This is a genomic window from Paenibacillus sp. FW126-R14, from assembly GCF_058789495.1.
In genome coordinates this window covers 1-22330 of the sequence record NZ_JBYTBS010000039.1, presented here as the reverse complement: position 1 = coordinate 22330, position 22330 = coordinate 1, and the positions used below count along the sequence as shown (strand labels likewise).

At 49.9% G+C, this 22330-nt stretch carries 23 protein-coding genes and 1 tRNA gene; 2 read left to right on the top strand and 22 right to left on the bottom strand.

Features of this window, described 5'->3' with window-relative positions; all coding sequences use genetic code 11:
• Window positions 1-54: 54 nt before the first annotated feature.
• From whiA to AC3WRW_RS21895, 21 genes are all read right to left on the bottom strand, one after another.
• On the bottom strand, window positions 55-987 hold the full coding sequence (whiA, locus tag AC3WRW_RS21995; RefSeq protein WP_492548438.1) for a DNA-binding protein WhiA: 933 nt from the start codon (window positions 985-987) through the stop codon (window positions 55-57).
• Between the two features lie 5 nt (window positions 988-992).
• Window positions 993-1976 (bottom strand): gluconeogenesis factor YvcK family protein, encoded by a 984-nt coding sequence (locus tag AC3WRW_RS21990; protein WP_492548437.1) that lies wholly within the window; start codon window positions 1974-1976, stop codon window positions 993-995.
• 32 nt (window positions 1977-2008) lie between these two features.
• Window positions 2009-2896, bottom strand: coding sequence for an RNase adapter RapZ (gene rapZ / locus AC3WRW_RS21985; protein ID WP_492548436.1), 888 nt, complete (start codon window positions 2894-2896; stop codon window positions 2009-2011).
• A 76-nt stretch (window positions 2897-2972) separates the two neighbouring features.
• Window positions 2973-3920 (bottom strand): ROK family glucokinase, encoded by a 948-nt coding sequence (locus AC3WRW_RS21980; protein ID WP_492548435.1) that lies wholly within the window; start codon window positions 3918-3920, stop codon window positions 2973-2975.
• A 154-nt stretch (window positions 3921-4074) separates the two neighbouring features.
• Window positions 4075-5022 (bottom strand): thioredoxin-disulfide reductase, encoded by a 948-nt coding sequence (gene trxB / locus AC3WRW_RS21975; protein WP_492548434.1) that lies wholly within the window; start codon window positions 5020-5022, stop codon window positions 4075-4077.
• A gap of 101 nt (window positions 5023-5123) precedes the next feature.
• Complete coding sequence (locus tag AC3WRW_RS21970) at window positions 5124-6860, bottom strand: tetratricopeptide repeat protein (RefSeq protein ID WP_492548433.1); 1737 nt, start codon at window positions 6858-6860, stop codon at window positions 5124-5126.
• Window positions 6861-6962: 102 nt separating this feature from the next.
• Window positions 6963-7913, bottom strand: coding sequence for a ribose-phosphate diphosphokinase (locus AC3WRW_RS21965; RefSeq protein WP_171684768.1), 951 nt, complete (start codon window positions 7911-7913; stop codon window positions 6963-6965).
• 75 nt (window positions 7914-7988) lie between these two features.
• Window positions 7989-8795 carry a histidinol-phosphatase HisJ gene (hisJ, locus tag AC3WRW_RS21960; protein ID WP_492548432.1) on the bottom strand — a complete coding sequence of 269 codons (807 nt, stop codon included), beginning with the start codon at window positions 8793-8795 and terminating at the stop codon, window positions 7989-7991.
• On the bottom strand, window positions 8789-9478 hold the full coding sequence (gene hisIE, locus AC3WRW_RS21955; protein WP_492548431.1) for a bifunctional phosphoribosyl-AMP cyclohydrolase/phosphoribosyl-ATP diphosphatase HisIE: 690 nt from the start codon (window positions 9476-9478) through the stop codon (window positions 8789-8791). Before hisIE ends, hisJ begins: the two co-directional genes overlap by 7 nt.
• On the bottom strand, window positions 9475-10233 hold the full coding sequence (gene hisF / locus AC3WRW_RS21950; RefSeq protein WP_171684771.1) for an imidazole glycerol phosphate synthase subunit HisF: 759 nt from the start codon (window positions 10231-10233) through the stop codon (window positions 9475-9477). The genes hisIE and hisF overlap by 4 nt, the downstream gene beginning before the upstream one ends.
• Window positions 10234-10303: 70 nt before the next feature.
• Window positions 10304-10912: an imidazole glycerol phosphate synthase subunit HisH gene (hisH, locus tag AC3WRW_RS21945; RefSeq protein WP_492548430.1), complete on the bottom strand. Its 609-nt coding sequence runs from the start codon at window positions 10910-10912 to the stop codon at window positions 10304-10306.
• Window positions 10913-10914: 2 nt separating this feature from the next.
• Window positions 10915-11523, bottom strand: a complete 609-nt coding sequence (gene hisB / locus AC3WRW_RS21940) for an imidazoleglycerol-phosphate dehydratase HisB (RefSeq protein ID WP_492548429.1) — start codon at window positions 11521-11523, stop codon at window positions 10915-10917.
• Window positions 11523-12809, bottom strand: a complete 1287-nt coding sequence (gene hisD / locus AC3WRW_RS21935; protein WP_492548428.1) for a histidinol dehydrogenase — start codon at window positions 12807-12809, stop codon at window positions 11523-11525. Before hisD ends, hisB begins: the two co-directional genes overlap by 1 nt.
• 18 nt (window positions 12810-12827) lie before the next feature.
• The gene (hisG, locus tag AC3WRW_RS21930) at window positions 12828-13466 is read right to left on the bottom strand and encodes an ATP phosphoribosyltransferase (RefSeq protein ID WP_171684774.1); all 639 of its coding nucleotides are present in this window, start codon (window positions 13464-13466) and stop codon (window positions 12828-12830) included.
• An 84-nt stretch (window positions 13467-13550) separates the two neighbouring features.
• A complete protein-coding gene (locus tag AC3WRW_RS21925; protein WP_492548427.1) occupies window positions 13551-14762 on the bottom strand; it encodes an ATP phosphoribosyltransferase regulatory subunit in 1212 nt (403 codons plus the stop codon).
• 220 nt (window positions 14763-14982) lie between these two features.
• Window positions 14983-15477 carry an acyltransferase gene (locus AC3WRW_RS21920; protein ID WP_492548426.1) on the bottom strand — a complete coding sequence of 165 codons (495 nt, stop codon included), beginning with the start codon at window positions 15475-15477 and terminating at the stop codon, window positions 14983-14985.
• Entirely contained in the window at window positions 15474-16133 is a 660-nt protein-coding gene (gene ppaX / locus AC3WRW_RS21915) for a pyrophosphatase PpaX (RefSeq protein ID WP_492548425.1), read from the bottom strand. Before ppaX ends, AC3WRW_RS21920 begins: the two co-directional genes overlap by 4 nt.
• Window positions 16111-17088, bottom strand: a complete 978-nt coding sequence (gene lgt, locus AC3WRW_RS21910) for a prolipoprotein diacylglyceryl transferase (protein WP_492548424.1) — start codon at window positions 17086-17088, stop codon at window positions 16111-16113. The genes ppaX and lgt overlap by 23 nt, the downstream gene beginning before the upstream one ends.
• 42 nt (window positions 17089-17130) lie before the next feature.
• Window positions 17131-18072: an HPr(Ser) kinase/phosphatase gene (gene hprK / locus AC3WRW_RS21905; protein ID WP_171684779.1), complete on the bottom strand. Its 942-nt coding sequence runs from the start codon at window positions 18070-18072 to the stop codon at window positions 17131-17133.
• A 183-nt stretch (window positions 18073-18255) separates the two neighbouring features.
• A complete protein-coding gene (locus tag AC3WRW_RS21900) occupies window positions 18256-19377 on the bottom strand; it encodes an ABC transporter ATP-binding protein (RefSeq protein WP_171684780.1) in 1122 nt (373 codons plus the stop codon).
• 113 nt (window positions 19378-19490) lie between these two features.
• Entirely contained in the window at window positions 19491-20606 is a 1116-nt protein-coding gene (locus tag AC3WRW_RS21895) for a PucR family transcriptional regulator (RefSeq protein WP_492548423.1), read from the bottom strand.
• 209 nt (window positions 20607-20815) lie between these two features.
• Between AC3WRW_RS21895 and AC3WRW_RS21890 the strand changes: the two genes are divergently transcribed.
• Window positions 20816-21412: a gluconate 2-dehydrogenase subunit 3 family protein gene (locus tag AC3WRW_RS21890; protein WP_492548422.1), complete on the top strand. Its 597-nt coding sequence runs from the start codon at window positions 20816-20818 to the stop codon at window positions 21410-21412.
• 176 nt (window positions 21413-21588) lie between these two features.
• Complete coding sequence (locus AC3WRW_RS21885) at window positions 21589-21891, top strand: MTH1187 family thiamine-binding protein (protein WP_492548421.1); 303 nt, start codon at window positions 21589-21591, stop codon at window positions 21889-21891.
• Window positions 21892-22176: 285 nt separating this feature from the next.
• Here AC3WRW_RS21885 and AC3WRW_RS21880 read toward each other — a convergent pair.
• Window positions 22177-22249: transfer RNA gene (locus tag AC3WRW_RS21880), tRNA-Lys, on the bottom strand.
• Window positions 22250-22330 lie beyond the last annotated feature (81 nt).

The window sequence follows — 22330 nt, the reverse complement described above, 5'->3', positions numbered from 1 at the left end:
TACACTAGAAAAAATGAGAAAAACTTATTTACATAGTGTTCCATCCCTATAAAGCTAGGAATTTCGCTGTTTTTCGGCCAATTCGTCAATTTTTCGCAGACGATGGTTGACGCCGGATTTGCTGACGTTGCCCTTGAGCATATCGCCAACTTCCTTCAGATTCAGATCAGGATGCTGAAGTCTGATTTCGGCAACCTCTCTCAGCTTCTCAGGCAAATTATCGAGTCCGACTTCTCTCTGCAGAAGACGGATGTTCTCGATCTGCCTGACCGCGGCACCGATCGTCTTGTTTAAATTCGCTGTTTCGCAATTGACAATCCGATTCACCGAGTTCCGCATATCCTTCATAATCCGGACATCCTCAAAGCGCAGAAGCGCTTGATGAGCCCCAATGATGCTGAGAAACTCAATGATCTTCTCGCCTTCTTTAATGTACAGAACAAACCCTTTTTTGCGTTCGATAAAGCGGGCATTCAAGTCGAATTTGTTGGCCAGATGCGCCAATGCCTTGCAATGCTCCTCATAAATCGAGGCAATTTCCAGATGATAGGAAGAACCCTCGGGATTGTTCACCGATCCGCCAGCCATGAAGGCGCCGCGGAGATAAGCGCGTTTGCAGCAGTTGCCCTTAATGATCTCTTTGTTGATTCCTGTCGTAAATATAAACCCTTCAGAAACAATTTTCAGATCGCTGAGCAGCTCCTGCACTTGACCGGGTACTCTAACGATATATACGTTGTTCTTCTTGAGACGCATTTTCTTGCGCACAAGCAACTCTGTGTGCAGTTTGTACGTCTTCTTGATGAGCGAGTATATACGTCTGGCGATAGCGGCGTTCTCGGTGGAAATATCGAGAACAACGCGTTGGTTCGTTAACTGTACCGATCCGTTCATGCGAATCAAAGCAGACAGTTCCGCTTTTTCACAACACGCTTCCGCTTCCGTTATTAAGGTCAATTCTTTTTTGGTTGTTGCCGCAAAGGACATGAGACTCACTTCTTCCTTAACATCCAGCTTTCGACGAGCTGATAAATATGGTCACTCAATTTCTCGGCATCATGACGAAGGTACGTGCGGAACAGCACGAGCCGGTCAGCAATAACCTGATACCCTCTTTTCGTGACTTCATCCAGATCCAGGTGAACTGCCTTCGCCCCTTTTTCGGCATATCTCGCCTGAACTTGCGGCGGTATTTCACCATTGTTCACGATGACATAGTCAAACAGATGCTCTTTGAGGTGATCATAAATCGCGTCGAGATGATCACTGACCGAATAGTCGTCCGTTTCCCCCGGCTGCGTCATGACGTTGCAAATGAAGAGCTTGACAGCCTTCGATTTGACAATCTCTTCGGCAATACCGGGAACAAGCAGATTGGGCAGCAAGCTGGTATACAAACTGCCGGGACCGCAAAGAATGGCATCCGCATCGCGGATCGCTTGAACGGCATCCGCAAGAGGCGTCACGTTAGCGGGTTCCAGGAACACTCGCTTGATGCGTCCCTCGGCTTTGGGAATCTTGGATTCCCCTATGACTAAGGTACCATCTTCCATAATCGCTTTCAACACGATAGCCTGGTTTGACGCCGGTATCACCCGGCCGCGGACCGCAAACACCCGATTCATCTCTTGCACTGCCGTAACGAAATCACCGGTAATATCAGTGAGGGCCGCTAATATTAGATTTCCCAGACTATGTCCGGCTAAACCTGTTCCCACCTGAAATCGATACTGCAGCATTAATGACAGCAGCGGCTCCACATCAGCCAGCGAGGTAAGCACGTTGCGAATATCGCCCGGAGGCGGCATCTGCATTTCATTGCGAAGAATGCCGGAGCTGCCTCCATCGTCAGCTACCGTCACGATAGCTGTAATATCCACCGGCTTTTCTTTCAAACCTCTAAGCATAACCGAAAGGCCTGTGCCGCCGCCGATCACGACGATTCTGGGAGTGCGCTGTGATTTTTCATATTTCATCCTTCATTCACCCTCTTAATCGTTAGACACACTTATACGCGGTCCCGCTCGGCATCCCGATGGCTCAGACGCACAGCTTCCGTTTCGCTGTTTCCAAGCACTTTACCGAGATACTCGGTAATCGCTACGGAACGATGCTTGCCTCCTGTGCAGCCGATCCCTACGACAACCTGACTTTTACCTTCCTTCTTGTACTGTGGCATTAAGAAATTCAGCATATCGAGCAGCTTGGTCAGAAACTCCTGCGTCTCGGTCCATTTCATCACATAGTCGTACACATCGGGGTCTTGACCTGTCTGCGGGCGAAGCTGCTCCACATAATGGGGATTCGGCAAGAAGCGAACATCGAAGATTAAATCAGCATCAATAGGTACACCATACTTAAATCCGAAGGAGATTACATTTATAGATATGCGGTTGGTTTCCAAATTGGTAAACCGGGAAATAATTCTTTCTTTGAGCTGCACCGGCTTTAGCGTGCTGGTGTCGATAACCTGTGTAGCAAGGCCTTTCAGCTCTTCAAGCAGCTTGCGCTCAAGCCCGATGCCTTCAAGCGGAGCTCCCTCCGGAGCAAGCGGATGACGGCGGCGGCTTTCTTTGTAACGTTGAACAAGTGTCGCATCGGTAGCATCTAAGAAAAGAATTTCATAGCTAAGTGTGTAATTCTCATGGATATAACGAAGCGACTCCTGAAGTGCAGTGAAAAATTCACGCCCCCGCAAATCAATCACCAGTGCGACTTTGCCGATTTTCCCCATCGACTGTACGATCAACTCAGCGAATTTAGGAATGAGCACAGGCGGTAAATTATCGACGCAGAAAAATCCGAGATCCTCAAGGCTCTGCACCGCAATTGTCTTTCCGGCACCCGACATTCCCGTAATAATGACCAGTTTCGCTAAAGGGTTGTTCTCTTCCATGAATGACACCTTCCTTTGGAGTGCTTTCGCAGGCCGAGGGTCCTACCGTCAGCCATGCGAACCTGTACTTGTCTGACTAACGTAAGTTCAATCCGGCAGCGCCTACGACACCAGCGTCATTACCGAGTGTTGCGGCAACAATTTCAACGCCCTCGCCGGCTGTCTCAGGTGTATATTTCTTGAAAGTCTCGCGAATAGGCTGGAACAAAATTTCCCCTGCCTTGGATACGCCGCCGCCGATGATGAAACGTTTCGGGTTAACGATAACGGCCATCGCCGCCATGGAGCGTCCAAGATAGTAGGCAGCGCGGTTTACGATGCGAAGGGACACTTCATCGCCGCTTTTCGCTGCATCGAATACATGCTTGGCTTCAATTTTCTCATGAAGCGCTAAGGATGTACGCTCACCGCGTTCCACCGCTTCTTTGGCCATACGAACGATACCCGTTGCGGAGGATACCGTCTCAAGGCAGCCCATTTGTCCGCATCCGCACTGAATCGCTTCGATATCAGGCACGACGGACATATGTCCAAGCTCGCCAGCCATCCCTGCAGAGCCTTGATAAATTTTACCGTTAATAATAATACCGCCGCCAACACCGGTTCCAAGCGTATAGCAGACTACATTCGGAATGCCTGCTCCCGCTCCTGCCCATGCTTCGCCTAACGCAGCCACATTGGCATCGTTGTCGATCTTCACGGTTTTGCCCAGCATCGTTTCTAGCATTTTCTTCGCAGGGACATTATGCCATTGCAAATTTGGAGAGAATTTAACGAATCCTTCCGGAATATCCATGAATCCGGCTAAACCTGCGCCAATCCCTGCCACCTGCTCCCACTCGAACGGGGATTCTTCGACAATTTGGCGTACTTGCTGCGCAATCCGTTCTATGACTGCTTCAGCGCCGTTCTCCGCGCCTGTTGGACCTTCTAACGTTTGCAGCAGCTTTCCCTGCTCGTCGCAGATACCGACTTTGATATTCGTACCGCCTAAATCTACACCGATATAAATCTGATTTGACATTGCAAGGTCACCTCATGAATAATCATTAAAATTTTCGGGCATACGCTCCTGTTTAAACTATAAGACAACCCTGTAAACAGGTCAAGATTCAACTATTTCCCCGAAGAAACGAGAAAACGTGGAAAGCATAGCCTTCCACGTTTGCTGTATCCTTTTAAAGCGATTGGCTCCAATCGTGTACGATATGGCCTTCAAGGAATTTCTCAGCTTCCAAGGCTGCTGCGCATCCGCTTCCCGCTGCCGTGATCGCTTGGCGATACTTCGTATCCTGAACGTCGCCGCAAGCGAAAACGCCGGGAATATTCGTCTCTGTCGTGCCCGGCTTCACAATAATGTAGCCTTGCTCATCCGTATCAATTTGTCCGCCTAAGAACTTCGTATTCGGCGTATGGCCGATGGCTACGAAAATGCCGTCCGTCTCGATAATTTCTTCTTCGCCGGTGGCATTGTTTTTCACTTTCAGGCCGCTAACGCCCTTCTCGCCGGAAACGACCTCAAGCGGCGTATTGTTCAAGGACCATTTCACTTTTTCGTTGCCGCGCGCGCGGTCCTGCATAATTTTGGAGGCGCGAAGCTCATCGCGACGGTGAACCAGACGTACCTCGGAAGCGAAGCGAGTCAAGAAGTTCGCCTCTTCCATGGCGGAATCTCCGCCGCCGACAACGATAATCTTTTTGCCGCGGAAAAAGAAACCGTCACACGTTGCGCAAGTGCTTACGCCGCGTCCGATATTTTCTTTCTCATTGCCGATGCCAAGCAGCTTGGCGGAAGCACCTGTGGAGATAATCAGCGTTTCTGTCTCAATCTCACCCAGACCTTCGACTTGCAGCTTGAATGGACGATTAGTCAATTCAACGGAGTTGACCCAACCCGTCTTGAATTCAGCGCCAAAGCGTTCTGCTTGCTTGCGCATATTTTCCATTAACTCAGGGCCCATGATCCCTTCAGGGAAACCTGGGAAATTCTCTACTTCGGTGGTAGTGGTCAATTGACCGCCTGGCTCCGGCCCTTCGATGACGAGCGGGCTTAGGTTAGCACGAGCTAGGTAAATAGCTGCTGTTAGACCGGATGGTCCTGTTCCTACGACGACTGATTTGTACATTCGGTTTCCCTCCTAGGTGCTCTCCACTCGGAAAGCTATCTCTTAGTAACATGCATATATGTATGAAAGCCGGGTCTTGCGACACGGCAAAACCCTAGCTGTCAAATGCTCGTAAATTTGTTGAAAATGGCTTCCATCTTCTCGCGCAAGCCGCAAGTATCATCAATGAGTTTCACGTTGCGGCTGACGGTAGAAACCGTCACGCCATAGCGCGCAGAAACCTCCTGATAAGAGATCGCGCGGCGATGCATTTTTGCGATCAAGTATTCCAACGCCGCTGCCCAACCTTCCGATTTCTGAATTTTGGGTACGGTCGGATACATCTTCGTCAGAAACTCAACCCATAGTATTTCTAAATCATACTGTTGCACCATATCGTAGCGCTTATGCATATGAGAAAGCGCCGTTTCCATCACACTCTGCCATTTCGCGTCCCAAACGGGCAGATGAGGCGAGTATGGAGAAGCCTCGACCATAATCTCTTCGTTTTCGAGAAAGGCCGGAATGGCTTCGCGGATTCCCATGCTGCGAAGCACGAAAATGGCCACTTTCTTCAAATAGTCGTCTTCATGGCGATCCAGAATGAAGTCCTGCAGAGCCTCTCTCACTTCACCGTCGGCAATCAGACCGAAAGCCTGAATGACCTGCAGCTTCGTCTCGATATCGCCGTGGCGCAGCGCCCAGAAGAAAGAGGACCGTACGAGCGGGTCTTTCTTCAATTGGTCGGGAATGCCCTGCGCGGATTTCTCCAACGCCCGGAACTGCTCTTCAAAGGGCAAATGGTAGTGGTAGCTCCATGTTAACGGGCCCTCGGCTTTCTCCCGCGTGCGCAGCTGCTCCAAGTAAAACTTGGAGATTTCCGCGCCGGGATCCAGCTTCTGCGTCTGCTTCCAGTACCGGTAAGCTTCATCGAAACGGCCGATATGACAAGCGGCTACCGCTGCATAATGATACAAGCAAGGATCTGTCGTACCATCCCCCGCCTTCAGCAGTCGCTTGAACAGATGGTATGCCTTCTCGTGCTGAGAAAGAATCCCCATCGTTGTGGCAAGCTTGAATACATGATCCTGCTGAAACGGATACGTTTTGCACAAGAGCTCGGTCAGTTCGGCCAGCTCTTTCTTATTACCGAAATGCTGATGGAAAATAGCCATATTGCACAGCGCATGCAAATTCCCGGCATCGATTTCGAGCACCGCGCGAATCGTTTCCATCGCCTTCTCGAATTGACCCATATAGTAATAAGCAAGAGCCAAATTATTCCGTGCCGCAGTGAAATCAGGCTGATTCTTCACCAAATTCTCCAACTGCCTCACGGCCTCGGCAAATTTCCCTTCTTCCAGAAGGGCGCGGGCTTTATCATGCTCGAAGAGCCCTTCTCGACTCTTAATGCTAGTGAGAGGGGCGGGCCGTTCAAGCTCGTAGCTTAGCATTTCCATCATTTCTTCGGATTCGTCCATAAACTGTCCTGTAGGATCAGTCTCCAAATACCGAACCAATGCTTGTTCTGCCTGCTCGAAATTTTCCATATTGGCGTAGTTGTTTGCCATATAAAAGTGACATTCCGTCATCTCGGGATCGATCGTATCAAGGATATGCTGCAAAATTTGGTTCGACTCGTCATAATTGCCCATTTCGGAGAGAACTCCCGCGAGGTTGCAGTGATTCACAGGGTTATCCTGCTCATACTCTGCAGCCCGCCGGAAATATTTCAATGCCTTATCATAATGAAACCGATCCAAAGATTGAACCGCTCTCTCGAAAAAGAATGCGGCATCCATGTTTATTGAGATTACTTTAGGTTTTGGCGCTTCGGACACACGCTTAATCTTTTCCATAGCAAGACACCTCCGGCAATTTGATTACACTCAAATTATACCATAGATCGCCTGGAAGCCAAAAACATAATCCGAAGGTAAGATCTGGTCTGTCTATTCGGCTTAAACGCCGCCGTATTTAAACAGGGAGGACAAGGAGCCGCCGTCATTAATAATGCGGATCGCATCCGACAATAATGGAGCGACTGAAAGTACGTTGAACTTATCGGAATGGCCTTCCGGAATCGCAATGGAGTCCGTGATGATAACCTCTTTGATGTTCGGGTGATCCAAGCGCTGCAGAGCAGGTCCGGAGAAGACAGGATGCGTCGCACAAATATAAACGTCAAGCGCTCCTCTTTCCTTCAAGCCTTCTACAACGTTCACAATCGTCGTTCCGGTATCGATCAGATCCTCAATAATGATCGGCGTGCGTCCTGCAACGTCGCCGATAACGTGAGTAATGACAGCCTCATTGTGCTCAGGGCGCTTCTTGATCATCATCGCGAACGGAGCATCCAGAATGTTAGCCATTTTCTCGGCAGTCGTCGCACGGCCTGCATCCGGAGAAACGATGATCGGGTTAAACAGATTTTTCTTTTTGATGCTATCACTGATGACGTCAAGTGCCGTCAGGTGATCCACCGGGATATTGAAGAAGCCTTGAATCGCCGGTGCATGCAGGTCAATCGTCACAACACGGTTGGCCCCTGCCGCACTGAACAAGTCGGCTACTAATTTAGCAGAAATTGGCTCGCGGGGAGCAGCTTTGCGTTCTTGACGAGAGTAACCATAGTAAGGGATGACAAGGTTGATCGTTCTTGCAGAAGCTCTTTTTGCCGCATCCATCATGACCAAGAGTTCCATCATATGTTCATTAATCGGATGGGAAAAGGTTTGTACCAGGAATACGTCACAGTTACGAATAGTTTCTTCGTAAAGGCAGTAAATTTCTCCGCTTTTAAAACGGGATAATTTGATTTGTCCAAGCGGCTGGCCGAGCTCTTTACAAATACGTTCCGCAAGCTTCGGATTCGAAGATCCGGAAAAAATTTTAACATTGTCGCTATGCATGGTTAATGGTTACCTCCGAAGGTTCATTAAATAAATTGTTCACGCCCTACTCATTATACATGAAAGCTGTCGAATTTAAAAAGTGACAAGATGTCGATTTCGTGCATGAAATGTGGCTATTTCGTTAAATCCAATCATTTTGAGCAGCGATCTTGCTTCATCCAAAAATTGGGCCAGCCTTTCGGGCTGATGGGCATCCGAACCAAGCGTTACGGGAATTCCCACCTTATGGCAGTACTCCAGCATGCGGCGGCTCGGGAACATCTCTTTGCACGGATGGCGAAGCCCCGAAGCGTTCAGCTCAATCGCAAGCCCGCACGCTTTCACCGTATCAAGCGCCTCTTTCTCTAGCTCCCATGTGTCGCGCTCCGGTACATAACCAAACCGCTTAATCATATCGATATGGCCGATATAGTCATAGAATCCGGTACGGGCCGCTTTCTTCACTGCCTCGTAGTATTGGGTATAAACCTCATAAATATCCTTGCCTTCCCAGCCTGCAATCTGCCGGAAATCCGAGATGTCCCACTCGCCCAGAAAATGAACGGAGCCAATCACATAATCCCACGGATACGCCTTGATGATCGCTTCGATCTCCGCCTCATGCCCTTCAATATAATCGCCCTCAAGACCGACGCGAATATCAATTTGATCCTTATACTTTTCTTTCAAAAACAAACATTCTTCGACATAGCGCGGCAATTCCTCCATCGGCATCGCCATCTCAGGCCAATACGTTTGCGGATCCACATGCAAAAGCGGCATATGATCAGACAGCCCTAATTGCGTGAGCCCGATCTCGATGCCGCGTTTGACGTACTCCTCCAGTTCCCCGGAGGCATGACCGCAGCGCACATGATGTGTATGATAATCAATCAACATCGTGAATTCACTCCAGGTCGTTTTATTTTTTTTTTGACATGCCGGTTCGCAAGCTCTTTCATAATATCATCCAATGGCAATTTATTATTGCGTAAAAGGACCATTAAGTGAAAAATAAGATCGCTCGCTTCATAGCGAAGCTCGTCGTTATCTTTATTTTTGGCAGCAATAATGACTTCAGCGGTTTCTTCGCCTACTTTTTTGAGAATCTTATCGACGCCTTTTTCAAAAAGGTAAGTCGTATACGCGCCTTCCGGACGTTCCGCGTCGCGCGATGCGATGACCGCTTCCAGCTCGCCCAGAATGGCAAAACGGTCTCCGGAGACCGCCGTCTCCGCTTCTTCTTGCGCTGCGCCTTCAACCGGAATGGTTTCCGTGAAGCATGTATAAGTGCCGTTGTGGCAAGCAGGACCCTCTTGCTCTACAAGAACAAGCAGCGTATCCGCGTCACAGTCGTAGCGAAGCGATTTGACCTTTTGCGTGTGACCGGAAGTTGCCCCTTTATTCCAAAGCTCCCCGCGGGAACGGCTCCAGAACCAAGTGGCACCTGTTTGAATCGTACGCTCCAAAGACTCGCTGTTCATATAAGCCAGCATAAGCACTTCTTTGCTGACGGCGTCCTGCACAATGGCAGGTACAAGTCCGTGCGCGTCATATTTGATTTGTTCCAGTGAAAATGTCATCGGATTTCAACCCCTTTACCTTTCAGTTCAGCCTTGACCCCTTGAATCGATAGTTCTTTATAGTGAAAAATCGTAGCCGCCAGCCCTGCGTCGGCTTTGCCTTCGGTAAATACATCGTAGAAATGCTCCGTTTTGCCCGCTCCGCCGGATGCTATCACAGGAATCGTGAGCAGCTCGGAAACAGCGCGCGTCAGCTTCAGGTCGAACCCGTCTTTCGTGCCGTCCGCGTCCATACTGGTCAGCAGGATTTCGCCTGCGCCAAGCTCTTCCATGCGCTTCGCCCACTCCAGCGTTCTAATGCCCGTGGCGTTACGCCCGCCGTGCGTGAACACTTCCCACTCGCCCCATTCCGCGTTGAACTTCGCGTCAATGGCTACGACGATACACTGGGAGCCGAACTTCCGCGCCCCGTCGGACACAAGTTGAGGATTGCGAACCGCAGCCGTGTTGATGCCGATCTTATCCGCTCCGGCGCGCAGCAGCCGCTTCATATCGTCCACGCTGGAGATGCCTCCTCCTACCGTGAAGGGAATCGTGATCTCTCCTGCCGTTTGACGGACAACCTCCACCATCGTTGCGCGTCCTTCGACGGAGGCCGAAATATCGAGAAACACAAGTTCATCCGCGCCTTCTTTATCATAAATCGCCGCTAACTCCACCGGGTCGCCAGCATCGCGCAAATTCACGAAATTAACGCCCTTGACCACCCGGCCGTCCTTGACGTCGAGGCAAGGGATAATTCTTTTGGCTAACATGTTGGCACCTCCTTCTTAACTTAAGAGCCTAGCCATGGATTGTTTTATTGCAAAACTGCTATTTCCCCGCCTACTCCTGGCACATCGCCAAGAAGTTTTTCAACAGCTGCATGCCGATATCGCCGCTCTTCTCGGGGTGAAACTGCATGCCGTATACGTTGTCTCTGCCGACAATTGCCGTCACCGGCTGGTAATAATCCGTCACCGCCAGCAGGTCGCTCTCGCGTTCAGGCTTGGCGTGGTAAGAGTGTACGAAGTACACGTGCCCTTCTTCAATCCCTTGGAAAATCGGACTCGCGCTTTGCTTGTAGCTCAGCTTGTTCCACCCCATATGCGGCACCTTATAGTCGCCGCGAAAGCGCACAACCGAACCGGGCAGAAGGCCTAGCCCTTCATGATTTCCATGCTCCTCGCTGGAAGCGAACAGCAGCTGCATGCCGAGGCAAATGCCGAGCAGCGGCTTGCCGGTCGCCGCGTACCGCGTCACCACATCGCCCAGCCCCGACTCGCGCAGCTGCTCCATCGCATCGCCGAAAGCGCCCACGCCTGGCAGGATCGCTCCTTCTGCGGCAAGAATCTGCTCGGCATCGCCGGTCACCACAGCTTCATAGCCAAGGCGCTCTACCGCCTTGCTGACGCTGTGCAAGTTCCCCATGCCATAATCAATAATTGCGATCATTCCTACAGCACTCCCTTCGTCGAAGGAACCCCCTGCACGCGAGGATCAATCGATGTTGCTTCATCTATCGCACGGCCTAACGCTTTAAACACCGCTTCAATCATGTGATGCGTGTTTTGCCCGTAATGCACGATGACATGAAGCGTGATGCGGGCTTCCAGCGCCAGCTTCCATAAGAATTCGTGAACAAGCTGCGTCTCAAAGCTTCCCACGTTAGCGGTAGGATACTGTGCACGGTATTCAAAATGCGGCCGGTTGCTGATATCAATGACGACCTGCGCAAGCGCCTCATCCATCGGTACGAATACGCTCGCATAGCGTTTGATGCCTCTTTTGTCGCCGAGCGCCTCGCGCAGCGTCTGACCTAAGCAAATCCCGATATCTTCAACCGTATGATGGTCGTCAATTTCGATATCGCCTTTCGCATCCACTTTCAAATCGAAGTGCCCATGCTTCGTGAACAAATCGAGCATATGATTCAAGAAAGGAACATCCGTCTGGATCTCGGAAATCCCGGTTCCGTCCACTTGGAACGAAAGTTTAATGTCAGTCTCATTCGTTTTGCGGGCTACACTCGCCGAGCGAACCCTCCCATTATCCTGTTCAGCCATTACTTCAACTTCCCTTCCTTCTTCAGTCGTACTTCCACCGCTCTCGCGTGACCTTCCAGCCCTTCATTCCGGGCCAAAGTCATAATCATATCTCCGTTCGCGAGGAGCGCTTCCTTGCTATAGTGAATAACGCTTGATTTTTTCAGAAAATCGTCCACATTCAGCGGCGATGAGAAACGGGCCGTTCCGTTCGTCGGCAGCACATGGTTAGGGCCGGCAAAATAATCGCCGACAGGCTCCGTGCTGTACGCGCCCAAGAAAATAGCACCTGCATTCTCAATGCGCGGCAGCAGGTTGAATGGCTCTTGCACCAACAGCTCGCAATGCTCCGGCGCCAAGCGGTTGACTACGTCAACGCCTTCGTCCAGGCTATCTACGAGGAGGATCGCCCCTTTGGTCGCGGTGGACACCGCCGCGATCGCTTTCTTCGGCAGCACATCCAGCTGCCGCCACAGCTCGAGCCGCACCGACTCGGCGAGCTCTTGCGACGGTGTCACCAGAATCGCCGGTGACATCTCATCGTGCTCGGCTTGCGCCAGCAAATCAGCCGCTACGTACTCGGGATCGGCGTGTTCGTCCGCCAGCACCACGATGTCTGTCGGCCCGGCGATCATGTCGATATCGACGACGCCGAACACGAAGCGCTTCGCCAGCGCAACGTAGATGTTGCCCGGGCCGACGATTTTGTCGACCGGTTGGATCGACTCCGTCCCGTAGGCCAGTGCCGCTACCGCTTGCGCTCCGCCAACGCGGTAAATCTCTTTCACACCCGCTTCGGCTGCCGCCACGAGGATATGCGGGTTGATGCCCTCTTCCCCTGCGGTGGCCGGAGGCGTCACCATCGCAATCTCCGGCACCCCCGCCACAATCGCGGGGATGGCGTTCATAAGCACGGAGGACGGGTACGCCGCCTTCCCTCCGGGCACGTACAATCCGACCCGCTTCAGCGGTCGGATGATTTGGCCCAGCAGGCTGCCGTCCGGCTGCAGGTCCATCCACGACGTGCGTTTCTGCTTCTCATGAAACGCACGAATATTAGCGGCGGCTTGGCGCAGCGCCGCCAGAAACCCGGCGTCGACTTGCGCGTACGCCGCCTGAATCTCTTCGTCGCTGACGCGAAGCTCAGCGACTTCGACGCGGTCGAACTGCTGCGCCATGCGCCGCAGCGCGGCGTCGCCGTCCTGCCGCACTTCTTCGATGATGCGGCGGACGGTCTCATTTTGCTCGGGCGATCCGTATTCGACCTCTCGCTTCAATTCAAATTCCGAGGCGGGTAGTATCCGCATATCCATCTTCCTCTCTATCTAAACCTTCGTGAACGCAGGAAGCACTGCCTGCAGCATATCGCACAACCGCTGAATGGACTCGTTCTTCATCCGGTAGCTAACCCGATTCGCAATTAAGCGGCTCGTAATTTGAAAAATCTCCTCTTGCTCCACAAGTCCGTTCTCCTTGAGCGTTTGACCCGTTTCTACCATGTCGACGATGCGGTCAGCAAGACCGATTAGCGGCGCTAATTCGATGGAGCCGTTCAGCTTAATGACCTCCACCTGCTGCCCTTGCTCGCGGAAATACTGTGACGCCACATTCGGATACTTCGTCGCTACCCGGGGATTGATCACTTGCTTCCAGTCCGGCAGTCCGATCACCGACATGCGGCAGCGTGCGATGCCCAGGTCAAGCAGCTCGTAAACGTTACGATTTTCCTCCATCAGCACATCCTTGCCGACAACCCCGATATCCGCAACGCCGTATTCGACGTACGTCGGAACATCCACGGGTTTGGCCAAAATGAACTCCATTCTCGCTTCAGGCACCGGAATAATTAAACGGCGTCCTTCTTCCAAGTCTTCCGGAATCGGCAGCCCCGCTTTATGAAAAAGCTTCGCTGCCTGTTTATAAATACGGCCTTTCGGCATCGCTACTTTAAGAATTTCATCCACCGTTCCAACCTACCTTCCAATCAACGGGAGAGGACTTCAGCAGTGCATTGCAGTGCCCCGCCTCTCCGCATTGTGTATGCTTTATTAAGCCAACAACGTAATAACATCCTGATACTTCGTGCCGCAAACTTCGTAGTCGCCATCCGTCGTTTTCGCCGCCAGCGCTTTCGACCAGTTCTCCGGCTCGCTCACCAACTGCGTAATAATCACAGCCGCATCCTCGCCGGCCCGCTTTGATTTCGCCAATTGAAGCGCTTCTTCACGGTGCTCGGCATCGTAAGCAATCAGAATGCGCCTTGGCGCTGCGACAACATCTTCCCCGGTTACTTCAAGAATGCGGTTCGTCTTCAATGCAAAACCCGTCGCCGGCGCAGGACGCCCGAACTGACTCAGCAAATTGTCATATCTGCCGCCACTGCAAACAGGGAAGCCCAGATCCGCCGCATATCCTTCAAACGTCATGCCTGTATAGTAAGAGAAATCTCCAATCATCGTTAAATCAATCACGACATGCTCGCTTACTCCGTAGGCTTTCAACACATCCCACACTTCGCATAAATGCCGGATCGCATCCTGCGCGATCGGGTGCTTAGACACCAATTTGGCCTGCTCGCAGATTTCGTCTCCGCCTCTAAGTCTTAACACACCGATAAGCTCCCGCTCTACTTCCGGCGTAAGCGCCAACGACTTAATCGCATCACGGTATCCGACATAATCGCGGCCGAGCAAATGCTCCTTCAGGTTCTGCTGCGCATCGCTGCGTCCTTCCAGCGTTTCCTGGAACAGACCGTTCAGGAAGCCGACATGGCCGAGCGCAATTTTGAATGTGCCCACGCCAGCAGCTTGCAGGGAAGCAATCGCTAAGGCTACAACCTCTGCATCCGCTTCCGATGTAGCGTCACCGATAAGCTCTACACCGGTTTGGAAAAATTCCGAGTCCCGCCCCGCTTCCTCTTCAATGGCACGGAAAACGTTCGAGTGATAGGATAAACGAAGTGGGAACGCATGTTCCTTCAACAATGAGGAAGCTACACGCGCAATCGGCGCCGTCAATTCGGAGCGCAGAACTAATGTCTTCCCCTTGCGGTCAAGCAATTTAAAGAGCTTCTTATCTTCTGTGGAGCTTGCCACCCCAACGGTATCGTAATATTCAAGTGTGGGTGTAAGAATCTGGTTGTATCCCCAGCGTTCCATACAAGCCAGTACACGGTATTCTATATTGCGCAGTTTCGTAACCGCCTCAGGTAAATAATCCTTGACCCCTAACGGCTTTTCAAATACTTTTGGCTTTGACACCGTCTCACCTCAACATCTAGGAATTCAGTTCTGATTTCTCTTTTTGCTTGCTTTAGTACGTTAACGTGCTACCATACTACCAAAATAAAGAATGTACGGATATTTTATCATGGAACCTTAGTACCGTCAATTGCCTCTTTCCCTTTTTCCCAAAATTTACAAATGTATATAAAAGCAAAAAAGAGAGCTGCACAGCTCTTCAGCGCACAACTCTCCTTCCTCATTTCTCATTTTGCAATTGACGTATCGTTTGCAGCGGGTTCCCGGCAACGAAGCTATGCGGGGCCACATCCTTGTGTACCACGGATCCTGCGCCAATGATGGCATAGTCTCCAATCGTTACACCCGGAAGAATGGTGGTGTTCGCCCCGACCATCACATGGGACCCGATATGAACATCCCCAAGTCTGTATTCTTTGGTCAAATATTCATGGGCCAGTATCGTCGTGTTATACCCGATAATCGTATTATTCCCAATATGAATCCTCTCTGGAAAAAACACATCCACCATCACCATCAAGGCAAAAGCGGTGTGCTCCCCCACCTTCATCCCGAGGATATGCCGGTAGATCCAGTTTTTCATCCGCAGCGAAGGCGAGTACCGCGTAATCTGAATGAAAACGAAATTGCGGATCGCCTTCCATTTGCTGACGGTATGATAAATTTGCCATAGGGCATTAGGTCCCTCAACCGGGTACCTATCCGTTTTTCTCAACGGGCATCCACATCCGACGTGAGACCCACGATAGGCAGCAGGTCCAACATATCGTCAATCAGATGATCCGGATTGTACCCCTCCAAATAAGAACGTCCTTTCCATGACCATGTCACGCCGACTGAGGTAACACCCGCATTTTTCGCGGCTTCAATGTCGTAATGGCTGTCTCCTACCATCACGGCTTGATCGGGCGTACCTCCCAGTACTTGAAGCGCAGCGAGTATCCCTTCCGGATGCGGTTTCGCTTCTTTGACGTCTTCAACGGTGACGATTGTGCTCACATACTTGTCAAGTCCGCACAGCTTCAGACCCATTAGCGTCGTTTGTCTGATTTTGCTGGTCACGATGCCGATTTTAATGCCGTTTTCGTATAATTTCTCCATAACGACTCGAACATTAGGGAACTCTTTAACCAGCTCATCATGCTTCGATAAATTAAACGTTCTATATTTCTTGATCAGCTCTTCAACTTCTTTTTTGCCTGTAAAAAACTCCATTTGCTCGACGAGCGGACGCCCCATATTCGGGATAATCAGCTCCCGGCTCAAAGGCTCTGGCGTTTCGCCTTCCAAGCTATGCAAAAAAGATTGCACGATCAACTCATTCGTATCGACAATCGTGCCATCCAGGTCAAACAGTACGGTTTGAATCATAATCTGCTCCTTTATCCTGTTGCTCTTGATCTTTCACTACTTTGTTTTTCTCTAGCTTTTTGGAAGAAACAATGGGATCCGCATAGCGAACGTCGGCATACCCTTTTTTCCGTCTGACGATAATGACGATGATCATGGCAATCACAAGCAGGAACGCTAATAGCTGCGAAAATCTAATGTTTCCGCCATAGGTCATCACACCCGGCTCAAAAACAATGGTCATTGGAGACCAAAGCGTATTCATTAGAGAAGCCAGCCATGACGGGCCTGTGAAATCCAGACTATCCGTACGGATTCCCTCGATGAAGAAACGACCGATGGAGTACCAAATGAAGTAGCTGAAGAACAGCTCCCCGGTCCGGAGGAAAGGTCTGCGGCGAAGCCACAGGAGTATGCATAAGCCTACAAGGTTCCATAACGATTCATAAAGAAACGCCGGATGATAGAACGTGCCCTGAATATTCATTTGATTCACGATGAAATTCGGCAAATGCAGTGTATCTCTCAGGAACGATTCCGAAACAGGACCTCCGTGCGCTTCCTGATTCATGAAGTTGCCCCAGCGGCCGATAGCTTGACCTACAATCAAACCCGGCGCGCAAATATCGGCAATCCGCAAGAAATTGTAGCCTTTGGCTCTGACGTAGAAGAACACGCCGATAATGGCCCCGATTAACGCTCCGTAGATGGCGATCCCGCCATGCCAAATCATGAAGATCTCAGCTAAATTGTTCTTATAATCCGACCATTGGAAGGCAACATAGTATAATCTTGCCCCGATAATCGCCGAAGGCACGCCGATCAGCAATAAATCCATGAAAAAATCAGGAATAAGCTTGAATCGTTTCCCTTCTTGAATAGCCAATAACAACCCGACTAATGCTGCTGTACCTAAAATAATGCCATACCAGCGGACATGGATCGGTCCAAGGGAAAATGCAACACTTTCTAACATAGTTTCACTCCTTCAAATGTAAGCTATTGCGACACCAGGGACTCAATCAAAGTCTTCGTAGTCTTCGTTCAGCGATTCCGTCAATTTATTCGTAAACTGAAGCGCCGCGTTATAGCCCATCCGCTTCAAGCGATAGTTCATCGCAGCCACTTCAACAATAACCGCTAAATTTCGGCCTGGCCGTACAGGGATTGTTACAAGCGGCAGATCCGTGTCGATGATTCGCGTCAGCTCCTCATCTAAACCTAGACGATCATACTGCTTGTCTTGCTGCCAATTTTCCAATTTCACCACAACGGAAATCTTCTTCACATTGCGCACGGCGCCGGCGCCGAATAAGGTCATCACATTGATGATACCTACACCGCGAATTTCCAGCAAATGACGAATCAGCTCCGGTGCATTCCCGGTCAGCACTTTATCGCCGTTTTGACGAATTTCCACCGCGTCATCGGCAATGAGGCGATGTCCTCTTTTTACAAGCTCAAGAGCCGTTTCACTTTTCCCGATGCCGCTGCTTCCTGTAATCAGCATGCCGATGCCGTATACGTCGACGAGTACACCATGAATCGTTGTGCTTGGCGCTAATTTATTTTCCAGAAACCCGGTTAGACGGCTTGCAAAAATGGTCGTCGACATCTGACTGCGCAGCACCGGAAGATCTCGCTTCGTTGCTTCCTCCAACAGTTCGACCGGAACATCCAGCCCTCTTGTCACAATGATGCAAGGTGTTTCTTCGGGGGCGCACAGCTGCTCTACGCGATTCCGGCGAACGCCTGTCGTTAACATTTCCATGAAGGTGACTTCCGTCTTCCCTAGCATTTGGATACGTTCTCTCGGGTGATAATTGAAATATCCCGCCATTTCGAGACCCGGACGGTACAAATCTCCGGTTGTTATCGCACGTTTAAGTCCAGATTCACCTGCAAGAACCTCCATATGGAGTTGTTCCACTAATTCGGAAACCTTCACCTTTTTGGCCATCGTCCTATCTCCTCTGCGTTTTGCCTGAGCAAAACCTGCTTCATCTGCTCATCTTCATTTCTTTCCAATAGTTTCATCGTAATGGAATACGATACCGAAATCAACTAAAGTGTTTGCGAACTTCCTCTTTCCCCTGTGAACAGAAAAAAGCCAGCCGTTATCGGCTGGCTTTTCTGATCCAACTTATTTAGCTAAGATGGACAATGTGGATTCTTTATCGAAGAAATGAACTTTGTTCATATCCAAAGCCAATTTCACGTTTGTGCCTTCTTTGATTCCGGAACGGCCGTCTACACGAGCGATAACGGTGTTGGAGCCGATACCGTTCAGGTACAAGTACATTTCGTGACCCAAGTTCTCAGTCAACTCAACGTTTACGTTGAATACTGTGTTCGGGGATGCTTCCAAGAATACTGGCTCTTCGTGGATATCTTCCGGACGAACTCCCAGAATCACTTCTTTGCCAACGTAGCCTTTATCTTTCAATACTTGTGCTTTGCCAGCTGGTACTTCAACGTTAACGGAACCTGCTTTGAAGAAAATTCCGCTTCCTTCTTGTGTCAATGAACCTGTCATGAAGTTCATGGATGGGGATCCGATGAAGCCCGCAACGAAGATGTTCACTGGGAAGTTGTAGATTTCTTCAGGTGTAGCAGCTTGTTGAATAATACCTTTATCCATAACAACGATGCGATCGCCCATTGTCATTGCTTCGATTTGGTCATGCGTTACGTAGATCGTTGTAACACCAAGACGTTTAGTCAATTTTGTGATTTCCGCACGCATTTGTACGCGAAGTTTCGCATCCAAGTTGGAAAGCGGCTCATCCATTAAGAATACTTGCGGCTCACGAACAATCGCACGGCCCAAGGCAACACGTTGACGTTGACCACCGGAAAGAGCTTTAGGCTTGCGGTCCAGCAAGTGAACGATATCCAAGATTTTCGCTGCTTCGCGAACGCGAGCATCGATATCTGCTTTTTTGAATTTACGAAGTTTCAAACCGAACGCCATGTTTTGATAAACAGTCATGTGCGGATAAAGGGCATAGGATTGGAAAACCATCGCGATATCGCGATCTTTAGGAGCAACATCATTTACAAGGCGGTCTCCGATGTAAAGTTCACCTTCAGTGATTTCCTCTAATCCTGCGATCATACGAAGAGTTGTGGATTTTCCGCAACCGGATGCTCCAACCAATACGACGAACTCTTTATCTTCAATTTCAAGATGGAAATCCTTAACCGTGGATTCTTCTGCACCAGAATATTTTTTTACGATATGATTTAAACGTACGCCTGCCATGTGTTCATTCCCCCTACGGTTTATCGATGTACATTACTTGTTCATCAACTTTTGACTATACTCATCTTACCCCACGAATGCCGGACTGACTATGCACAATACCTACAAAAAAATCACTTTCTTTTCGTTACTTTGTACAATAATAGAGCAAGTCTGACTAAAACCGCATGATTGAACGTTCGGACATCCAATCCGGTCTCATTTTTGAACTTGTCCAGCCGGTACAACAGCGTGTTCCTGTGAATGTATAGCTTCTTAGCCGTTTCACTCACATTGCAGTCCAAGGAGAAAAAGTGTTCAAGCGTCGTCACCGTCTCCGCATCGAGCGCATGGTCGGTGCCGCGCAGCACCTGCTCCAGGAATTCAGCCTTCTCCTCTTCCCCGATGAGATGCAGCAGCTTTTCCAAACGAAGCTCCCATCGAAGATGAATGAAGCTTCCGACATGAAAAGAACGGCCCAGCATGATCGTTTCCCGCAGTTTGAGAATGGTCGCAAACAGTGATTTCGCGGGTTTCACCGGATAATCGATCGCGAGATGACACTCTCCGACCCATTCATTGGCAAGCATTTCATACAGGCCTGAGCCAAGGGCATCCAGAATTTGTTCGACACTTTCTTCTTCGTCGCCCTCGCGCTCTTCGCTGCCGCTCGTTAGCAAGCCTTCCGGCGCCAGAATGAGCCATTCTTTGTCCAGCAAAGGAATCAGAATGATCTCCGATTCAAAGAAAGATTCCAACAACTTCTTCAGATCAGCGTAGGAAACGCTTTGATTTTGGGAGTAATCCCCGTATAAGAGCAGCGGAATCTTCGTTGAATAGAGAGAGGATTGCGAAGCAAGCGCATCCGGAAGCTCCGCATAAGTGGATCCGCGTTCCATCTGCAGCAGCAGCCAATCCCTTAACTGATGCGCTTTTCTTTCGTCTTCAGACAGAAACGCGCCTCTTTGCTTCTTCTCCTGCGCTTGCTTGGATTCGACGGTCATCTCTACGAGTTTGCGCTCAGAAGCCGTCAGCATTGCTCCAGCTATCTGCAGAACCCGAATATCTTTGTGTTCCTTAGCTAAATAAAACAATACATCTTGGCCACGCTCAATACTTCGGCAAAAGCTTGCCGGATGTTCAGCTTGTTCTTCGGACAAGTGCGTCCAATCTGCTTCAGATATCAAACCGATGTGCATAGGTGTCTGTAAAACCGCTTCCAAACGCTCTTTTATGCGCTCCCAATCCATCTGCCTCGCTCCCTGCTCCTAGCTTCTTCTATCTCTATCTCTCTATTGTACCATATGTCACTAGCCTAATGGGAAAGAACCCTCCTGCATCTAAGCTGCATAAAGGTGGGGTGGAAAATTTACGAAAGATTAGCCCGCTCATAAACTTCGTTTTTTTGGAAATAATTGTACAAGGGTGGACATACGCCATTTATGGAGGTTGATTGACAATGACAACTCATAGCCATTATCCGACTTATAACGTTATGGATGAGCAAAAGGAATGGGACGCCCACACACGGGACATCGTAAACGCCCGCTTATTGCGCGAAAATGGATATCAGTATCTTACGCTTGTTGAAGCTGAAACCCTGCGAGCTTGGTGCGGGCTGCTAATGGATGATCACCGGGGAGACGTTATTCAATACGTCCTGTGTCATATCGATAAAGTCCTTGCTGAGAACAAAGGCGAGGCGCAGCGCAACGTCACCGTTCCCCCTATTCGCACCCTCCTGCGTCAAGGGCTCAAAGGCATTGATGAGACCGGCTGGATCGCCAGCAGTAAACCTTTCATCCATCTGGATGAGCAATCGCAGCGTCAAATCATGCTCCAAATCAGCAGCGGCAGCTATCCTCCTACTGCGAATTGGGACGGCATCCCACAAAAAGCCTTGTTTCAAAAACTCCTTACGCTCAGTGTTGAAGCCTATTATTCTCATCCTTTGGTATGGTCCGAAATCGGTTATGGCGGTCCGGCCTATCCCCGTGGCTATGTTCGTGCAACCCCGGGGATACTTGATCCTTGGGAGGCCGTGAAAACGCCGTGAAGAGGTGCGATAGAAGCTATTGGGGCAGGCGCAGCTGGCGGAGTGCTCGCTAGAAACTCTCCTTTAGGATTGCGTTACTGATGCTAACTCAATTAAAATGGATGAGAGCGAATCTGCTTCCATGCTGCGCCACGTGCGCTCAGGGACTTTAGGAGAAAAGGAGAACCGTCACATCCATGGCTATCGCGGAATTTACTATCATCCCCATTGGGACGGCAACGACCAGCCTTAGCGGCTATGTTGCAGATTTACATAAGGAACTGGAAAAACACACAGATATCACCTTTGAAATGACCCCCATGGGCACCATTCTAGAAGGCTCCCTAGACCGGATTTTTGAAGTTATTCGTGCCGTGCATGAAGTTCCTTTCACCAATGGTGCACAGCGCGTCTCTACCTCTATCAAAATTGACGATCGCCGCGACAAAGCCGCATCGATGACTCAGAAAATGCAGTCGGTCGCTGAGAAGTTAAAATAAAAAAGCATCCCAAACTTGGGATGCTTTTTTTGTGTATTTGGCCGCGCGAGATGAATGCAGGGAAAAAACTACCGCTAATTGCTCTTTTTTTAGTGCAATCAATTTATTAGCAGGACATTCTCCTCTTATTGAGGCTAACTGACCTGATATAGCGTTTAGAAAACAATTTAGCGGGAGTTTTTCCTGCTAATCAGTACAGATGAGCTAAGTTAATAGGAATAACTGGAGAAATTTCCTTTAAAACAAAAAAAGACCCTCGTGGTCTTCTGTGTTTGCTTATAAAAGTGAGCCATGTAGGACTCGAACCTACGACACCCTGATTAAAAGTCAGGTGCTCTACCAACTGAGCTAATGGCTCTTAGGGAAATGGAGGCTGATGGATTCGAACCACCGAACTCGGAGAGAGCAGATTTACAGTCTGCCGTGTTTAGCCACTTCA

Bases quoted from the DNA above. Each gene is read 5' to 3' on its own strand.
- AC3WRW_RS21885 (WP_492548421.1), top strand. From the start codon at position 21,589: ATGGCTATCGCGGAATTTACTATCATCCCCATTGGGACGGCAACGACC.
- AC3WRW_RS21980 (WP_492548435.1), bottom strand. From the start codon at position 3,920: ATGTCAAATCAGATTTATATCGGTGTAGATTTAGGCGGTACGAATATC.
- hisIE (WP_492548431.1), bottom strand. From the start codon at position 9,478: ATGACATTTTCACTGGAACAAATCAAATATGACGCGCACGGACTTGTA.
- AC3WRW_RS21895 (WP_492548423.1), bottom strand. From the start codon at position 20,606: ATGGATTGGGAGCGCATAAAAGAGCGTTTGGAAGCGGTTTTACAGACA.
- AC3WRW_RS21900 (WP_171684780.1), bottom strand. From the start codon at position 19,377: ATGGCAGGCGTACGTTTAAATCATATCGTAAAAAAATATTCTGGTGCA.
- rapZ (WP_492548436.1), bottom strand. From the start codon at position 2,896: ATGGAAGAGAACAACCCTTTAGCGAAACTGGTCATTATTACGGGAATG.
- hprK (WP_171684779.1), bottom strand. From the start codon at position 18,072: ATGGCCAAAAAGGTGAAGGTTTCCGAATTAGTGGAACAACTCCATATG.
- AC3WRW_RS21970 (WP_492548433.1), bottom strand. From the start codon at position 6,860: ATGGAAAAGATTAAGCGTGTGTCCGAAGCGCCAAAACCTAAAGTAATC.
- hisB (WP_492548429.1), bottom strand. From the start codon at position 11,523: ATGGCTGAACAGGATAATGGGAGGGTTCGCTCGGCGAGTGTAGCCCGC.
- lgt (WP_492548424.1), bottom strand. From the start codon at position 17,088: ATGTTAGAAAGTGTTGCATTTTCCCTTGGACCGATCCATGTCCGCTGG.
- hisJ (WP_492548432.1), bottom strand. From the start codon at position 8,795: ATGTTGATTGATTATCATACACATCATGTGCGCTGCGGTCATGCCTCC.
- AC3WRW_RS21990 (WP_492548437.1), bottom strand. From the start codon at position 1,976: ATGAAATATGAAAAATCACAGCGCACTCCCAGAATCGTCGTGATCGGC.
- hisF (WP_171684771.1), bottom strand. From the start codon at position 10,233: ATGTTAGCCAAAAGAATTATCCCTTGCCTCGACGTCAAGGACGGCCGG.
- ppaX (WP_492548425.1), bottom strand. From the start codon at position 16,133: ATGATTCAAACCGTACTGTTTGACCTGGATGGCACGATTGTCGATACG.
- trxB (WP_492548434.1), bottom strand. From the start codon at position 5,022: ATGTACAAATCAGTCGTCGTAGGAACAGGACCATCCGGTCTAACAGCA.
- whiA (WP_492548438.1), bottom strand. From the start codon at position 987: ATGTCCTTTGCGGCAACAACCAAAAAAGAATTGACCTTAATAACGGAA.
- hisH (WP_492548430.1), bottom strand. From the start codon at position 10,912: ATGATCGCAATTATTGATTATGGCATGGGGAACTTGCACAGCGTCAGC.
- AC3WRW_RS21890 (WP_492548422.1), top strand. From the start codon at position 20,816: ATGACAACTCATAGCCATTATCCGACTTATAACGTTATGGATGAGCAA.
- AC3WRW_RS21965 (WP_171684768.1), bottom strand. From the start codon at position 7,913: ATGCATAGCGACAATGTTAAAATTTTTTCCGGATCTTCGAATCCGAAG.
- hisD (WP_492548428.1), bottom strand. From the start codon at position 12,809: ATGCGGATACTACCCGCCTCGGAATTTGAATTGAAGCGAGAGGTCGAA.